This window comes from Micromonospora zamorensis (assembly GCF_900090275.1).
GTDB classification, from domain to species: Bacteria; Actinomycetota; Actinomycetes; order Mycobacteriales; family Micromonosporaceae; genus Micromonospora; species Micromonospora zamorensis.
This window is the reverse complement of record NZ_LT607755.1, coordinates 3,785,532-3,799,326: the sequence shown is the minus strand read 5'-3', so window position 1 is coordinate 3,799,326 and position 13,795 is coordinate 3,785,532. Positions and strand designations below refer to the sequence as shown.

At 70.9% G+C, this 13,795-nt stretch carries 13 protein-coding genes; 8 read left to right on the top strand and 5 right to left on the bottom strand.

The window, feature by feature from the left end; genetic code table 11:
- Positions 1–203 precede the first annotated feature (203 nt).
- The gene (locus GA0070619_RS16750) at positions 204–386 is read left to right on the top strand and encodes a ribonuclease (RefSeq protein WP_088951857.1); all 183 of its coding nucleotides are present in this window, start codon (positions 204–206) and stop codon (positions 384–386) included.
- A 9-nt stretch (positions 387–395) separates the two neighbouring features.
- On the opposite strand, the gene GA0070619_RS16745 is transcribed toward GA0070619_RS16750, so the two are convergent.
- From GA0070619_RS16745 to GA0070619_RS16735, 3 genes are read right to left on the bottom strand one after another with little or no spacing between them, the layout of a single operon-like run.
- Positions 396–3,260, bottom strand: a complete 2,865-nt coding sequence (locus GA0070619_RS16745; RefSeq protein ID WP_088948941.1) for an FAD-binding and (Fe-S)-binding domain-containing protein — start codon at positions 3,258–3,260, stop codon at positions 396–398.
- A gap of 24 nt (positions 3,261–3,284) precedes the next feature.
- A complete protein-coding gene (locus GA0070619_RS16740) occupies positions 3,285–4,481 on the bottom strand; it encodes an anhydro-N-acetylmuramic acid kinase (protein WP_088951856.1) in 1,197 nt (398 codons plus the stop codon).
- A gap of 11 nt (positions 4,482–4,492) precedes the next feature.
- Positions 4,493–6,052 carry a sodium:solute symporter gene (locus GA0070619_RS16735; protein ID WP_088948940.1) on the bottom strand — a complete coding sequence of 520 codons (1,560 nt, stop codon included), beginning with the start codon at positions 6,050–6,052 and terminating at the stop codon, positions 4,493–4,495.
- A gap of 184 nt (positions 6,053–6,236) precedes the next feature.
- Here GA0070619_RS16735 and murQ point away from each other — a divergent pair, with 184 nt between their 5' ends.
- The 5 genes from murQ (at position 6,237) to GA0070619_RS16710 (ending at position 10,415) form a co-directional block, all read left to right on the top strand.
- A complete protein-coding gene (murQ, locus tag GA0070619_RS16730) occupies positions 6,237–7,130 on the top strand; it encodes an N-acetylmuramic acid 6-phosphate etherase (protein WP_088951855.1) in 894 nt (297 codons plus the stop codon).
- 147 nt (positions 7,131–7,277) lie between these two features.
- A complete protein-coding gene (locus tag GA0070619_RS16725) occupies positions 7,278–7,988 on the top strand; it encodes a ThuA domain-containing protein (protein ID WP_088948939.1) in 711 nt (236 codons plus the stop codon).
- Entirely contained in the window at positions 7,958–9,058 is a 1,101-nt protein-coding gene (locus GA0070619_RS16720; RefSeq protein WP_088948938.1) for a Gfo/Idh/MocA family protein, read from the top strand. Before GA0070619_RS16725 ends, GA0070619_RS16720 begins: the two co-directional genes overlap by 31 nt.
- Before the next feature lie 156 nt (positions 9,059–9,214).
- Positions 9,215–9,622: a helix-turn-helix domain-containing protein gene (locus GA0070619_RS16715; protein ID WP_088951854.1), complete on the top strand. Its 408-nt coding sequence runs from the start codon at positions 9,215–9,217 to the stop codon at positions 9,620–9,622.
- A 28-nt stretch (positions 9,623–9,650) separates the two neighbouring features.
- Positions 9,651–10,415, top strand: a complete 765-nt coding sequence (locus GA0070619_RS16710; RefSeq protein ID WP_172862058.1) for a class I SAM-dependent methyltransferase — start codon at positions 9,651–9,653, stop codon at positions 10,413–10,415.
- Between the two features lie 87 nt (positions 10,416–10,502).
- Here the strand turns inward: GA0070619_RS16710 and GA0070619_RS16705 are convergent, their stop codons facing one another.
- A complete protein-coding gene (locus GA0070619_RS16705) occupies positions 10,503–11,096 on the bottom strand; it encodes a hypothetical protein (RefSeq protein ID WP_088948936.1) in 594 nt (197 codons plus the stop codon).
- A gap of 217 nt (positions 11,097–11,313) precedes the next feature.
- Here GA0070619_RS16705 and GA0070619_RS16700 point away from each other — a divergent pair, with 217 nt between their 5' ends.
- The gene (locus tag GA0070619_RS16700; protein WP_088948935.1) at positions 11,314–12,516 is read left to right on the top strand and encodes a low temperature requirement protein A; all 1,203 of its coding nucleotides are present in this window, start codon (positions 11,314–11,316) and stop codon (positions 12,514–12,516) included.
- Between the two features lie 90 nt (positions 12,517–12,606).
- Entirely contained in the window at positions 12,607–12,975 is a 369-nt protein-coding gene (locus GA0070619_RS16695) for a MerR family transcriptional regulator (protein ID WP_088951853.1), read from the top strand.
- Between the two features lie 28 nt (positions 12,976–13,003).
- Here the strand turns inward: GA0070619_RS16695 and GA0070619_RS16690 are convergent, their stop codons facing one another.
- Entirely contained in the window at positions 13,004–13,753 is a 750-nt protein-coding gene (locus GA0070619_RS16690; protein ID WP_328533959.1) for an SDR family oxidoreductase, read from the bottom strand.
- Between the last annotated feature and the right edge of the window lie 42 nt (positions 13,754–13,795).

Here is a 13,795-nt window from a genome sequence, read left to right as displayed (position 1 = left end):
CGTTCGTCCATTGCCGTCGGTCGCTCGGGTCGAACACGTGACCGGTTCTCGACTGAATGGTGGAACTCCGGTACGGGAGTGCTTTCGCAGCCATCCCGTTCCCATTTCATGGCGAACCGGATTGCACCGATGATCGGCCATTAAATTGCGGCATTCACGCCAGTGACCGTTTGTTGGTGCGGCCGGAGGGTATTTGGGCGTTCATGACCACCCCTGAGCAGAGTCAGCAGGACAGAGCCCTCGAAACCGGTGAGGTGTATCAGGATGCCGAGGGGCGCCGCACGACGGACCCGGGCGCCGGCGCCGCGAACGCCGACAGCGAGGCCGACCGCAACGAGGAGCACCTGAGGCGCGGTGAGGTGGGCCCGCGCGTCCCGGAGGAGTAGCCCGTCCGGCTACGCCAGCGGCTCGACCGCCTCGACGAGCACCTGGAGCACGTGCCGGTACGGCTGCCCGGTGGCCCGGCTCATGCCCATCTCGCAGGTGCGGTTGCAGGAGGCGTACGCGTCGTAGCCGCGCTGGTTGATCTCGGCGGCCTGAGCCGCGGTGGCGCCGGCGGTCACCTCGGGATGCAGCAGCCCCCGGTCGCCGGCGAAGGCGCAGCACCCCCAGCTGTCCGGCACGGTCACGGTGTCGGCGACCGCCCGTGCCACGGCGCGCAGGTCGTCGAGGCCGCCCAGGTGCACTGTGGAGCAGGTGGGGTGCAGGGCCAGCGAGCCCAGGCGCCGGGGCTCCGGCAGCGCCGGCAGGAGGTGCTCGGCGGTGAACGTCACGCTGTCGACGAAGCGCAGGTCGGGGTAACGCGCCTGGTCCTCCTCGGCCAGCGCGGCGGTCAGCTGGGCCAGCCCGTGGGTGCAGGACGAGGCGTCACACACGATGGGCAGGCGGCCCTCGTCGCTGGCCGTCCACAGCGCGGCGAGGGTCCGCTCGGCCATCTCGCGGTGGCCGGCGGGGTAACCCTTGGACTGCCAGGGCGTTCCGCAGCACAGGCCCGCCGTCGCGGGCACGACGAGCGGCACGCCCGCCAGGTCGCACAGGCGCAGGAACGCTGCCGCCGAGCCGCCGGCCGGGCCGTCCTCGGGCGCGAAGAGGCTGCCGACGCAGGCCGCGAAGAACACCGCCTGCGCGTCCGGCGCGCTGCGGGGGGCGGGGCGGGGAGCGCCGGCGCGTGGCATGTCGTCGCTCCACGGGGGCACGAGTTCGCTCGCACCGAGCCCTCGGATCACCCCGGTGGCGGCACGGGTCACCGGCGTCGGCACGGCGTGGGCGGCGCTCAGGCCCACCCGGACGCCGGTCACGGCACCCTTCCAGTGCCGCGCGGCGGCGCGGGCGGTGCGCTGGGCGAGCGGGCCGTGCCGTTCGGCGCGCAGTCGCTTCATCGCCGCTCCGGTGTCGATTCCGACCGGGCAGGCGGTGACGCAGAGGCTGTCCGCGGCGCAACTGTCCACCGCCGCGTACTCGTAGTCGGTGGTCAGCTCCCGGCGGCGCTCCTCGTCGCCGGCGGCGGTGGCGAGGGCGATCTGTCGTTGCAGGACGATGCGCTGCCGGGGCGTGGTGGTCACGTCGGCGGTGGGGCACACCGGCTCGCAGTAGCCACACTCGACGCAGGCGTCCAGCTCGGGGTCGACCGTCGGGACGGCCTTGAGCTGGCGCAGATGCACTGTCGGGTCGTCGTTGAGCAGCACACCGGGGTTGAGCAGGCCACTCGGGTCGCACAGCCGCTTGAGTTCGCGCATCACGTCGTACAGCTCGTCGCCGTACTGGCGGCGGACGAAGGGTGCCATGGCCCGGCCGGTGCCGTGCTCCGCCTTGAGTGTTCCCCCCTCGGCCAGCACGAGGTCGACCATGTCGTCGGTGAACCGGGCGTAGCGGTCGATCTCGGCCGGTGTGTCGAAGGACTGCGTCAGCATGAAGTGCAGGTTGCCGTCCCGGGCGTGCCCGAAGATCACCGCGTCGGAGTAGCCGTGCCTGTCGAACAGGCCGATCAGTCCGTCGCAGGTGCCGGTCAGGCGCGGCAGCGGCACCGCGACGTCCTCCAGCAGGGCGGTGGTGCCGGGCGGGCGGGCACCGGCGACCGCCGTGTAGAGGCCCTTGCGCAGGTGCCAGAGCCGCGCCCGTTCGCGCGGGTCGCGGGTCAGCTCGGTGCCGGTGACGGCGGGCAGCCGGTCGAGCACTCCCCGAGCGTCGGCCAGCGTCGCGGCCAACCGCTCCGCGCTGTCCTCGGCGAACTCCACCAGCAGCGCTGCGTGCCCGGCGACCGTCAGGCCGCGCAGGGCCGGGCTCGCACCCGGGTCGCGCTGGCTGACCCGCAGGGCGGCCGCGTCGAGCAGCTCGGCGGTACGGGCACCGGCGGCGAGCAGGGCGGGCAGCGCGTCGGTGGCGCCGGTGAGCCCGGGCAGGATCAGCAGGCCGGTGGCGGCGTGCTCGTGGATCTCGACGGTACGGAAGACGGCCTCGGCCACGAAGCCGAGCGTGCCCTCGCTGCCGATCATCAGGTGGGCCAGCATCTCGACCGGGCTGCTGTGGTCGAGCAGGGAGTTCAGCCCGTACCCCATGGTGTTCTTCATGGCGAACAGCCGCTCGATGGTGGCGCGCGACCCCGGTGCCGAGCGCACCCGGTCGCGTAGGCGCAGCAGCCCGGCGTGCAGCTCGGGCTCGTCGGCGCGCAGCCGGTCGTCGGCGTCGCGTGCGGCGGAGTCGACGACGGTGCCGGACGGGAGGACGAAGCGCAGCGATTCCATGGTGCGGTACGCGTTGTCGGTGGTGCCGCAGGTCATCCCGCTGGAGTTGTTGGCCACCATGCCGCCCACAGTGCACGCGGCCTCGCTGGCCGGGTCCGGGCCGAGCCGGCGTCGGTAGCGGGCCAGCCGGGCGTTGGCCTGCCGGATCGTCAGGCCGGGCTGGAGCCGGATGCGACGACCGTCGTCGAGCACCTCGGCGTGCCGCCAGTCGGTGCGCACGTCGACCAGCACCCCCGCGCCGCCGGCCTGCCCGGCGAGGCTGGTGCCACCGCCGCGCAGGGTCAGCGGTACGCCGGCCTCCCGTGCACCGGCCATCAGCGCCCCCACCTCGGCCGTCGAGGCGGCGCGAACGACGGCCTGCGGCTCGAACAGGTACGGCGAGGCGTCGTGCGCCGCCGCCAACCGTCGGGGCAGCTCGGCGCTGGCCCGGGTCGGGTCGTCGAGGCGCGAGCGCAGCAGCTCGGCGACCTCGCGGGCGCGAGCTGCGGTCGGTGCGGGTGGTCCTACGACGGGGTGCATGGGCGGATCCTCCCGGGAACGTGGTCAGCCGGCCACCGGTGGCACGGCGGGACGGCCGGCGATCAGCAGGCGGCGGGGAGCGGTGTCGACCGGCGCCGGCAACCGCAGCGGCTGCCGGCCGGGGGTGATGCTGCCGAGAACGGAGGCGTGCCGCGCGCCGGTGCCCGACGGTAGGGCGCTGGGCAGCCCGTGCACGGTCAGGTAGCCCAGCAGCGCGAAGGCCAGCGCCTCCTTGGCGTCCGACGCGACACCCATGTCGTCGCTGGACGTCAGGTCGACGCCCGGCAGCTCCTCGGCGATCATGCGCATCAGCGTCGGGTTGCGTGCGCCGCCGCCGGAGACGATCAGCCGGGTGACGCGATGGTCGCGGCAGGCCTCGGCCACCGTGACTGCGGTCAGCCGGGTGAGCGTGGCCAGCACGTCCTGCGGATCCGGCGTGGGCGCGTCGGCGAGGGCGGCGAGCAGGTAGGGAAGGTGGAACAGTTCCTTGCCGGTGCTCTTCGGGCCGGGCAGCCGGTAGTACGGCTCGTCGAGCAGCCGCCGCAGCAGGACCGGGTCCACCTGCCCGGCGGCAGCCCCGCGCCCGTCCCGGTCGTATTCCTCGGTGCCCCCGCTGAAGTGGCGGGCGGCGACGTCGAGGAGCGCGTTCGCCGGCCCGGTGTCGAACGCGAGGGGCTCCGCGTCGGGCGCGACGACCGTGATGTTGGCGATGCCGCCCAGGTTCAGCGCGGCGGGGACGCCGGGCAGGCCACCCAGCAGCAGCGCGTCGAAGAGGGCGACCAGGGGAGCGCCCTGGCCGCCGGCTGCGACGTCGCGGCTGCGCAGGTCGGCCACGACCGGAAGGCCGGTGGCCTCGGCGATCCAGGCCGGCTGACCCAGTTGGAGCGTGCCCCGGACCACTCCGGCCTCGACCCAGTGGTGCATCGTCTGGCCGTGCGAGACGACCAGGTCGGCCTGACCGTCGCACAGCTCCGCGAGAGCCCGCACGCCGGCCTCGGCGAAGGCCTGGCCGACGCCGGTGTCCAGCACGCAGATCGCCTCGGTGCTGGTCGCCGCGGGCGGAAGGGCGGCGGCGATCTGGGCGCGCAGCCGGTCGGGGTACGGGTGGCTGAGCCGGCCCAGCGTTCGCATCCGCAGGGTGTCGCCGCTCAGGTCGAACTCGGCCGCGGCGGCTTCGATGCCGTCGTAGGAAGTCCCGGACATCAGGCCGATCACGCGCATCACGTCCTCCTTCATGCCCGGCCGGCGGGGGCTGCCGCGTCGTCGACCTCGTCGGTGCGTCCATGGTCGTAGAACGTCGTCGGGGCCGGGTGGAACCGGCTCGACACCGCGCCGACGACCAGGGTGATCAGAACGCCGATCGGGACCAGCCACTGCGCGGCGATGGCGGTGGCGGTGGTGGTCCCGGCCGTCGTGACGTCGATCTTGACGTAGCGGACGATGTAGGTCATCACCACCACGGTGACGAGGAAGGCGATCACCGCGTCGACCTGGTTCGCCCGCTTGACAAGACGGCCGAGCAGGAAGGCCCCGAGCAGCGCCCCGTAGGTGTAGCCGGCGATGGTCAGGCCGGTCAGGTAGACGTTCCCGGTGCTGGAGCTGAACGCGCAGGCGAAGATCGCCATCAGCACCGCCCACACCAGGGTCATCACCCGGGCGAGCCGGAGCATCGCGTCGTCCGACGGGACCTTGCGGAAGAAGCTGTGGATGAAGTCGGCGACGGTGGAGTTCGACATCGAGTTCAGCGCCGACGACAGCGAACCCATCGCCGCGCCGAGGATGCCCGCCACCAGCAGACCCGAGATGCCCACCGGCAGGGCGTGCAGGATGAAGTTCGGGTAGAGGTTGTCGCTGCTGTCCAGGCCGAGTTCCTTGAAGGTCTGACCCTTGTTGTACGACCACAGCAGCGCACCGACCAGGGAGAACGCCGCGAACTGGATGACGACGAAGATGCCCGAGGAGATCATCGCCTTCTGGCCGTCACGCAGGGTGCGGGTGGACAGGATGCGCTGGACGATCAGCTGGTCCGAGCCGTGGCTGGCCATCGCGAAGATCGCACCGCCGATGATCGCGGTCGGCAGGGCGAACGGGCTGGTGAGCACGTGCGCGAGGTCGAAGTTGGTGTCGAAGAGGTGGAACTTGCCGGCGTCGAGCGCCTGCGCGTAGCCGTCGCCGCCGACGGCGTGGCTGAGCACCGCGATGGCGAGGATCGCCCCGCCCAGGTAGAGCCCCATCTGGATGGCATCGGTCCAGATGACCGCCTTGATGCCACCGAGGTAGGTGTAGATCACCGTGATGAGGGTGAGGACGACGATGATGGCCTGGTAGCCGACGTTCAGGCCGAGCTCGTCGAGGAGAAGCTTGATCGGGATGGCCGAGGCGAACAGTCGTACGCCCTCGGCGAGCAGTCGGGTGAAGACGAACGTGACCGACGCCAGACCCTGAAGTTTCAGGCCAAACCGCTCGCCAAGGTACTGATAGGCACTGACGAAGCCACCCCGTTTGTAGAGCGGGATGAGCACCGCGGCCACGACGACGCGACCGATGACGTAACCCAGGGCCAGCTCGACGTTGCCGAACCCCTGACCGCTGTAGGCACCACCGGGCACGCTGATCACGGTCAGGACGCTGGTCTCGGTGGCGACCACGGAGAACGAAACGGTCCACCAGGGCAGTCGACCTTCGCCCACGAAGTAGTCCTTGGCGGACTTCTGTTTGCCGGACAGGCGAAGTCCGACGAAGGCGATCACCACGAGGTACAGCACGATCACGACAAGGTCGAGTTGACGCACGGCTCGCTCCCTACCAGCGGTTGTCAATAAGCGACGCTAGCCGAGAGTAACGCGAAACTTTTTGCCAGAGCGGGCCCGGGCTGGCTACGCTGAGCCTCCAGCCTGCTGATATGGGGAACGCGCGCCGGTGAGCCGCCTCCCGTCGGACGGCGATGTGTTCACCAGCGAGAGGAACGACCACCCCGTGGACCTCAGCACCCTCGGCACCGAGACTCGCAACGACCGCACCAGCGACCTCGACCAGATGTCCCCCACCGAGCTGCTCCTCGCGATGAACGACGAGGACCGCTCGGTCGCGGAGGTCGTCCGCCGGGCCGTGCCGGACATCGCGGCCGCCGTCGACGTCGTCGTGGCGTCGCTCCGACAGGGCGGGCGACTCATCTATCTCGGTGCCGGCACCAGCGGCCGGATCGGCATGCTCGACGCCGTCGAGTGCCCACCCACCTTCGGTACGCCGCCCGACCGGGTTCTCGGCCTGCTCGCCGGCGGGGCCGGGGCCTTCGGTGTCGCCGTCGAGGGCGCCGAGGACGATCCGGCCGGTGCCGTCGCCGACCTCGACGCGGTCGGCCTGACCGCCCGCGACACGGTGGTCGGGCTCGCCGCCAGCGGCCGTACCCCGTACGTGGTCGGCGGGTTGGCCCACGCCCGCGCGCTCGGCGCGACGACCGTCTCCGTCGCCTGCAACTCCGACGCGGTGATCAGCCGGCACGCCGACGTCGCCATCGAGGTGCCCACCGGTCCCGAGGTCCTCACCGGCTCCACGCGCCTCAAGGCCGGCACCGCCGAGAAGCTGGTCTGCAACATGCTCTCGACCGCCACGATGGCCCGGCTCGGCAAGGTCTACGGCAATCTGATGGTGGACATGAACGCCACCAACGAGAAGCTCGTCGACCGGGCGCGTCGGATCGTCGCCGAAGCCGCCCACACCGATCTCGACACCGCCACGCAGGCGCTCGCGGCGGCACACGGGCACGCCAAGACGGCCATCGTGCTGCTGCTCGCGCACTGCACCGCCGAAGAGGCCGCCGCACGGCTGCGCGCCGCCGACGACGACGTCCGGGCGGCCGTAGCGGCCTGAGCCACTGCGGCAGGCGGCACCCGGCCACTGTCCTCAGTGGTGTCCTCCGAGTACGGTTTCGGTGCCCGCAAGGCACGCGAATCGGCGGCTCGTCACCGGGGCGGGAGCGGCCAGCCCGGTGGCGACGGGCCGGGGGAGGGAGCGACTGTGACGCAGCGCAGAGCACTGGTGGTCCGAGGTGGCTGGGAGGGGCACCAACCGGTCGAGGCGACGGAGTTGTTCCTCCCCTTCCTCGAACGCAGCGGCTACGCCGTACGGGTCGAGGAGTCGACGGAGATCTACGCCGATGCCGCCGAGATGGCCGACACCGACCTCGTCGTGCAGTGCGTGACGATGTCGCAGATCACCTCCGACCAGCTGGCGGGTCTCAGCGCGGCAGTCGTCGCCGGCACGGGCTTCACCGGCTGGCACGGCGGCATCGTGGACTCGTTCCGCGCGTCGTCCGACTATCTCCAACTGGTTGGCGGGCAGTTCGCGACCCATCCGGGCAAGGAACCGTGTGAGCGCCACGGTGGCCCGGAGGACAACTTCCTGCCGCACACGGTGCGCATCACCGACCTCGGCCGGGAGCATCCCATCACCGCGGGCATCGAGGACTTCGACCTGGTCACCGAGCAGTACTGGGTGCTGCACGACGACCTGATCGACATACTGGCCGTCACCACCCACCCGACGCAGGCGTGGCACCCGTGGCACCGCCCGGTCACCTCGCCGGCGATCTGGACCCGGCTCTGGGGTGCCGGGCGCATCGTCGTGACGACCCCGGGGCACAGCCTCGACGTGCTGGAGCACGCGGGCGTCCGTACCGTCATCGAGAGGGGGATGGTGTGGGCGACCCGCACCGCGTCGGCGTCGTAGGTCTCGGGGTCATCTCCCGCGCCTACCTGGACACGCTCGCCAACCACCCCGCGGTGAGCATCGCCGCACTGGCCGACCTCGACGCCTCCCGGTCGGCCGCGGTCGCCGCCACGATTCCCGGGGCCGAGGCGTTGAGCGTCGAGCACCTGCTCGCCCGCCCGGACGTGCAGACGGTACTCAACCTCACGATCCCCGCGGCACACGCCGACATCTCGCTCGGCGCGATCGAGGCGGGCAAGAACGTGTATGTCGAGAAGCCGCTCGCCGTGACGTTCCCGGACGGCCGCTCGATCATCGAACGGGCCGCCTCGGCCGGCGTCCGCGTCGGCTGCGCGCCGGACACCGTCCTGGGCACGGGTACGCAGACAGCGCGGGCGGCGATCGACGGCGGGCTCATCGGACGCCCGCTGTCCGCGTCGGCCGTCATGGTCACGGCGGGGCACGAGCGCTGGCACCCCAACCCCGACTTCTACTACGCCCCGGGCGGCGGCCCGTTGCTGGACATGGGGCCGTACTACATCTCGGCGCTCATCCACCTGCTCGGCCCGGTGCGCGCGGTGGTCGGAGCCGCCAGCCGCCTGCGCGCCGAGCGCGTCATCGGTTCGGGCCCGCGCACCGGCCAGCGGGTTCCGGTGGAGGTGGACACCCACGTCAGCGGCGTGCTGGAGCACACCAACGGCGCTCTCTCCACCATCACGACGAGCTTCGACGGCGTCGCGACGACGGCCGCACCGATCGAGGTGCACGGGGAGACCGGCACGCTCGCCGTGCCGGACCCGAACTACTTCGACGGTGAGGTCCGCCTGTTCGCGCTCGGCGGCACCGGGTGGCGCGTCCTCGAACCCCGCGCCGGTTACGCCCAGGCCTCCCGAGGCATCGGTCTGATCGACCTGGTCAGGGCCGACGGTCAGCGTCCGCCACGGGCGGGCGGCGACGTCGCGCTGCACGTCCTCGAAACGATGACCACCCTGCTCCGGTCGGCCGCCGAGGGACGGCGGATCGAGCTGACGACGGTGGCGGAGCGGCCCGAACCGGTCCCGCTCACCCCGGTCGAGGCCTGGAACGCGTAAGAGCGTTCCGCGATGACGGCCGGTGTGAGGTCCCGGTCAGCTCGATTGAGATCGATTACTGTGGCGGTGATGCGACACGTCCGCGGAGGGATGCGGACGCACCACGACGCACCGGCCCCGCCGGGTGTCGACTGCGGGGGAGGCGACGGCCGGGACATGGGTGACACCCGACGGGCCGCGCAGGACGCGTTCGCTCGGTTCGTACGCGGTGCCGTCGACGCCGCCAGCGACGAGCGTGGCTGGTCCATCACGGAAGTGGCGGCTCGTAGCGGCGTCGGTCGCTCCACCGTCTTCCGATGGCTGTCCGGTGACTGGCAGCACCATCCGGAGCTTCCCAAGGTGCGGGCGTTCTGCGCGGCCCTGGACCTCCCGCTCGGCGCCGCCCTGCGCGCTCTCACCCCGCTGTCGTACGACACGCCGGCGCCGGAGGTGCCGGTGGCGGAGGCGCTCTTCGTGGCCGTCCGGGACCGACTGGTCGATCCCCGCACCACCGCCGCCGAACGAGAGCACATTCTGGCCGCCTTACGCCGCCTCGGGCACCGAAGGTCGTCCCGGGCCAGCTGACAGGCATCGAGAGGATCCGGTGACGGTGATGTCCGACCTGTTCGACTACGACGCTGAACTGCGCCTGCACAACGAACTCTTCCGCGCCGCTGCCCGTGTCGGCCCTCACGACCGTGTGCTCGATATCGGCTGTGGCACCGGCCAGTCCACCCGCGACGCCGCCCGCGCGGCGGTGAACGGAAGCGCGACAGGCGTTGACATCTCCGGGCCGATGCTCGAACGGGCCCGTCAGCTCAGCGACGACGAGGGCCTGCCGAACATCACCTTCCAACAGGCGGACGCCCAGGTGCACCGCTTCCCACCGACGCATTTCGACCTCTGCATCAGCAGGTTCGGAACGATGTTCTTCGCCGACCCGGTCGCCGCGTTCGCCAACATCGGCAGCGCGCTGCGCCCCGGCGCGCGCTTGGTGCTGCTGGTGTGGCAGGACCGCGACCGCAACGAATGGGCCACCGCGATCCGCCGGACCTTCACCGACGAGCCAGTCACGCCCGGCGGTCCGAACCCGTTCTCCCTAGCCGACCAGACCGTCACCAAAGACCTCCTGGTGGCGGCCGGCTTCGCGGACGTCGACTTCACCGACGTGCACGTACCCGTCTACTACGGTCCGGACAGCGCCACCGCCTTCGATGCGGTGTTCCGTCTGTGGGAATTCAAGGATCTGCTCGCCAACCTGGACGCCACGGCCGCCGAGCGGGCCCGTACGCGGTTGCGCACCACCCTCGACGCCCACCACACCGACGGCGGCGTGTACTTCGACTCGCGCGCCTGGATCGTCACAGCTCGTCGCTGACCGGCATCGCCGGAAGTCCGTCCGTCGCGGGGCGCGTGCGCACCACGGCGGGGCGATCTCCGTCCCGCCGTGGTCACAGCGCGGTGGTCAGTGGCCCTCGGGTGGCGCGGTCAGCTCGGCGTGCCGCACCGTGTAGTTTCCGCGAGTCACCGTGGCGAACGCCGCCGGCGCGAGGCAGGTGCCGACCCGGGCCGGACCCCACTGACCTGCCTCGTTCTGGTCGGCGCTGGCCGACCAGGTGAAGCCGACCCGGTCGCGGCCACGGCCGCCGTCCTGCACGCTGAAGCCGACCCGCTGGCCGAGGAAGTCGCTGGCCTTCTCGTCAGCGCGGATGACCACGCCGGTCACTGTCGCATGACCCGGGCTGGTGATCATGCAGTCGACCGCCGCCTCGAAGCGGACGGTGATGTTCTCCGTGGCCAGCCAGTGCGCGACCCGCACCGTGCCCGTAGCGTCTGCGGGAGAACCCTTCTCCCCGCCCGGCAGCGGGATCGGGCGGCTGTAGGGCACCGACCGGGCGTCGAATGCGAACGATCGCACGTCGCTGTCCTGCCCGTACGGCAGCACGAACTCCGCCGATCCGGTCACCTGAGCCGGCCTGTGGCTCGCGGCCCCGGCCGGCGTCGCCGCCACAACCAGCATGGCCGCTGCCGCGATGCCCCATCCGAGTGTCTTACGCATGGTCGTCCTCCCGATCCGGCCGCGGTGCCGCGGCTCTGTGTTACCTCCACGGTCGGCGATCGGGGAACAGAAGCGATCCCCTGCGAGGGGGGAGCCGCTCCCTCGCCCATGGGAATCCGGCGAATGTCACGTTGGCGATCGTTCGGTATCGACTCGACGACCCGCCCGGCGTGGTACCAATACCCAGATAGGCGAAGCCGGCAGAAACGGGCGGCCCATGTCGACAAGGGCAGCAGAGCTGCTGCGTAAGCCGGGGCAACCGCAGCGACCGAGTCTTCTGGAACTCTTCTTCGACCTGGTGTTCATCTTTGCCCTCAACCGGGTCTCCCACCGGCTGGTCGAGGACCTCACCGAGCGGCGAGTGGTCCTTGTCGAAGCCGGGGAGACCCTGCTGTTGCTGCTGGCTTTCCTGGTGCTCTGGTTGGTCACGGCATGGGTCACCGATCTCTACGATCCGCAGCGGCCGCAGCTTCAGTTGTTGGTCTACACGGCCATGCTCGGCGCACTGATAATGGCAGTCGCGGTGCCGCAGGCGTTCGGCGACCGGAGCCTGGCCTTCGCTGGCGCGTACGTTGCCGTCCACATCGTTCGTGGGCTGGTCATCGTGCCGGCGCTGCGCGGCCACGAGGCCCAGCGTCGAGCGGCTGGGGTGTTCCTCTGGTTCGCGATCTCCGCCGTGCCGTGGCTCGCTGGCGCCGTCGTGTCGGGTTCGGCGCGTGGGTTGTTGTGGACGCTGGCGCTGGCCATCGACTGCGCCGCACTGCTGCTGTTCTATCCCGCGCCATGGACCCGCCCCGCCCAACGACAGTGGCCCGTCCTGGCCGAATATCTGTCCGAGCGCTACCGACAGTTCTTCATCATCGCCCTCGGTGAGTTGATTCTGACGACGGGATCGGCCTACAGCGACACGTCCTTTCGGCAGGGCGGGGCCGCGGTAGCCTTCGCGGTCTCATTCATCACGACGGTGCTGCTGTTTCGGGTCTACCTTTTCAAGGCGGGCCAGTTGTTACCCGAGGCGATCAGAGTCTCCGTCGGGCCCGCCCGCCTCGTCCGGGAGGCGTTCCTCGCCCACGTACTCATGGTGGCTGGCATCGTCGCCGTAGCCGTCGGGTACGAAATCGTGATCGATCACCCGTTCGGACACACCGAAACGGCGTGGATCTTCGTCATTGTCGGCGGACCGATACTGTTCCTTGTCGGGCGAGCCCTGGCCGAACACGCCGTATTCGACCGGGTGTCCCGCTCCCGGACAATCGGCGCGCTGATTCTCGTCGGCGCCGCGCCGGCCATGGTGCTCCTGCCGCCACTGGCCGCGGCCGTCACCGCCGCCGTCGTCCTCGGTGGCATTGCCATTTCCGACACGATGCGCGCCAGGCAAAACCCTCCCGAACGGCCCCACCCACACCGTTTCGAACGCTGATCACGCCGGCCCTCAGGTAACCGTGAGGCGGTGGATACACTGAATCTGACATCCATGTCAGGTGCGGTGGGGGTAGCGATGACGGCCAGCATCCGGATCGGCGAACTCGCCGCCCGTGCCGGGGTGAGCGTGCGATCGCTGCGCTACTACGAGGAGCAGGGGTTGCTCACCAGTCTTCGCAGCCCCAGAGGCCACCGCCGCTACAGCGAGAGTCAGGTCGAGCGCGTCGTCCTCATCCAGCGTCTGTTCGCCGCCGGGCTGAGCAGCCGGACGATCGTCGACCTGCTGCCGTGTGTCGACTCGCCGAGCGAGGACACCTCCGAGGCCGCAGTGGAGCGCATGCGCCACGAGCGCGACCGACTCGATCGGCACATCGAGGACCTGATCCACACCCGCGGGATGCTCGACGAGCTGATCGCTGCCAACCGCGCCCACCGCGCGGTGCTCGCCCGCACCTGACCCGGGCCGCCCGCCCGCCCGCGGGCCGTCAGGCTGCGGAGAGCTGGGAGTAGAAGTCGCGTGGGTCGCGAGCCAGCGCGGCCTTGATGTCGGCGCTCCACGTGTCGACGAGGACCTCCAGGGCATCTGACGCCAGACCGTCGAGGGTGGCCCGAGCGACGTCCGCCGGGTCGATCTTCGCGCCGTCGTAGTTCGCGCTGAAGTCGGTGTCCACCGCACCCACGTGGACGCCGGTGACGTGCGTGCCCTGTGCCGCGAGTTCCAGGCGGATGCTGTTGGTCAGCGACCAGGCCGCCGCCTTCGCGGCCGCGTACGCCCCCTCCCCGGGCCAGGAGAACCAGGACAGCGCCGAGAGGACGTTGACGATCGCGCCGCCGCCGTTGCGGGCCAGCACCGGGGCGAACGCTCGCACCACGGAGAGGGTGCCGAAATAGTTGACCTCCATGTCGCGACGGACGGCGTCGAGGTCGCCGGCCACCAGGTCGACATGGGAGTCGACGCCGGCGTTGTTGATCAGCACCGTCACATCAGCCGCGACCTCGGCCGCCGCGCGGACGGCGGCGGGGTCGGTGAGTTCAAGAGACAGCGGTACGGCACCCGGCAGGTCCACGGGCTGACCGTTGCGGGACGTCGCGTAGACCTTCGCCGCGCCCCGGTCGAGGAGCTGCGCTACGTACTGCCGTCCGATGCCGCGGTTCGAGCCGGTCACGAGAGCGATGGAACCCTGGATCTGCACGATGAACTCCTTCGGTGGGGGCGACGCCAGGTGCGCTGCCACCGAAACGCTAGAACCTGTCATTGGTGTCAGATTCAAGGCGTT

Excerpts from the sequence above, each read along its gene's own strand:
- GA0070619_RS16750 (WP_088951857.1), top strand. The coding sequence starts at position 204 with ATGACCACCCCTGAGCAGAGTCAGCAGGACAGAGCCCTCGAAACCGGT.
- GA0070619_RS16745 (WP_088948941.1), bottom strand. The coding sequence starts at position 3,260 with ATGCACCCCGTCGTAGGACCACCCGCACCGACCGCAGCTCGCGCCCGC.
- GA0070619_RS16740 (WP_088951856.1), bottom strand. The coding sequence starts at position 4,481 with ATGCGCGTGATCGGCCTGATGTCCGGGACTTCCTACGACGGCATCGAA.
- GA0070619_RS16715 (WP_088951854.1), top strand. The coding sequence starts at position 9,215 with ATGGGTGACACCCGACGGGCCGCGCAGGACGCGTTCGCTCGGTTCGTA.
- GA0070619_RS16710 (WP_172862058.1), top strand. The coding sequence starts at position 9,651 with ATGTCCGACCTGTTCGACTACGACGCTGAACTGCGCCTGCACAACGAA.
- GA0070619_RS16705 (WP_088948936.1), bottom strand. The coding sequence starts at position 11,096 with ATGCGTAAGACACTCGGATGGGGCATCGCGGCAGCGGCCATGCTGGTT.
- GA0070619_RS16700 (WP_088948935.1), top strand. The coding sequence starts at position 11,314 with ATGTCGACAAGGGCAGCAGAGCTGCTGCGTAAGCCGGGGCAACCGCAG.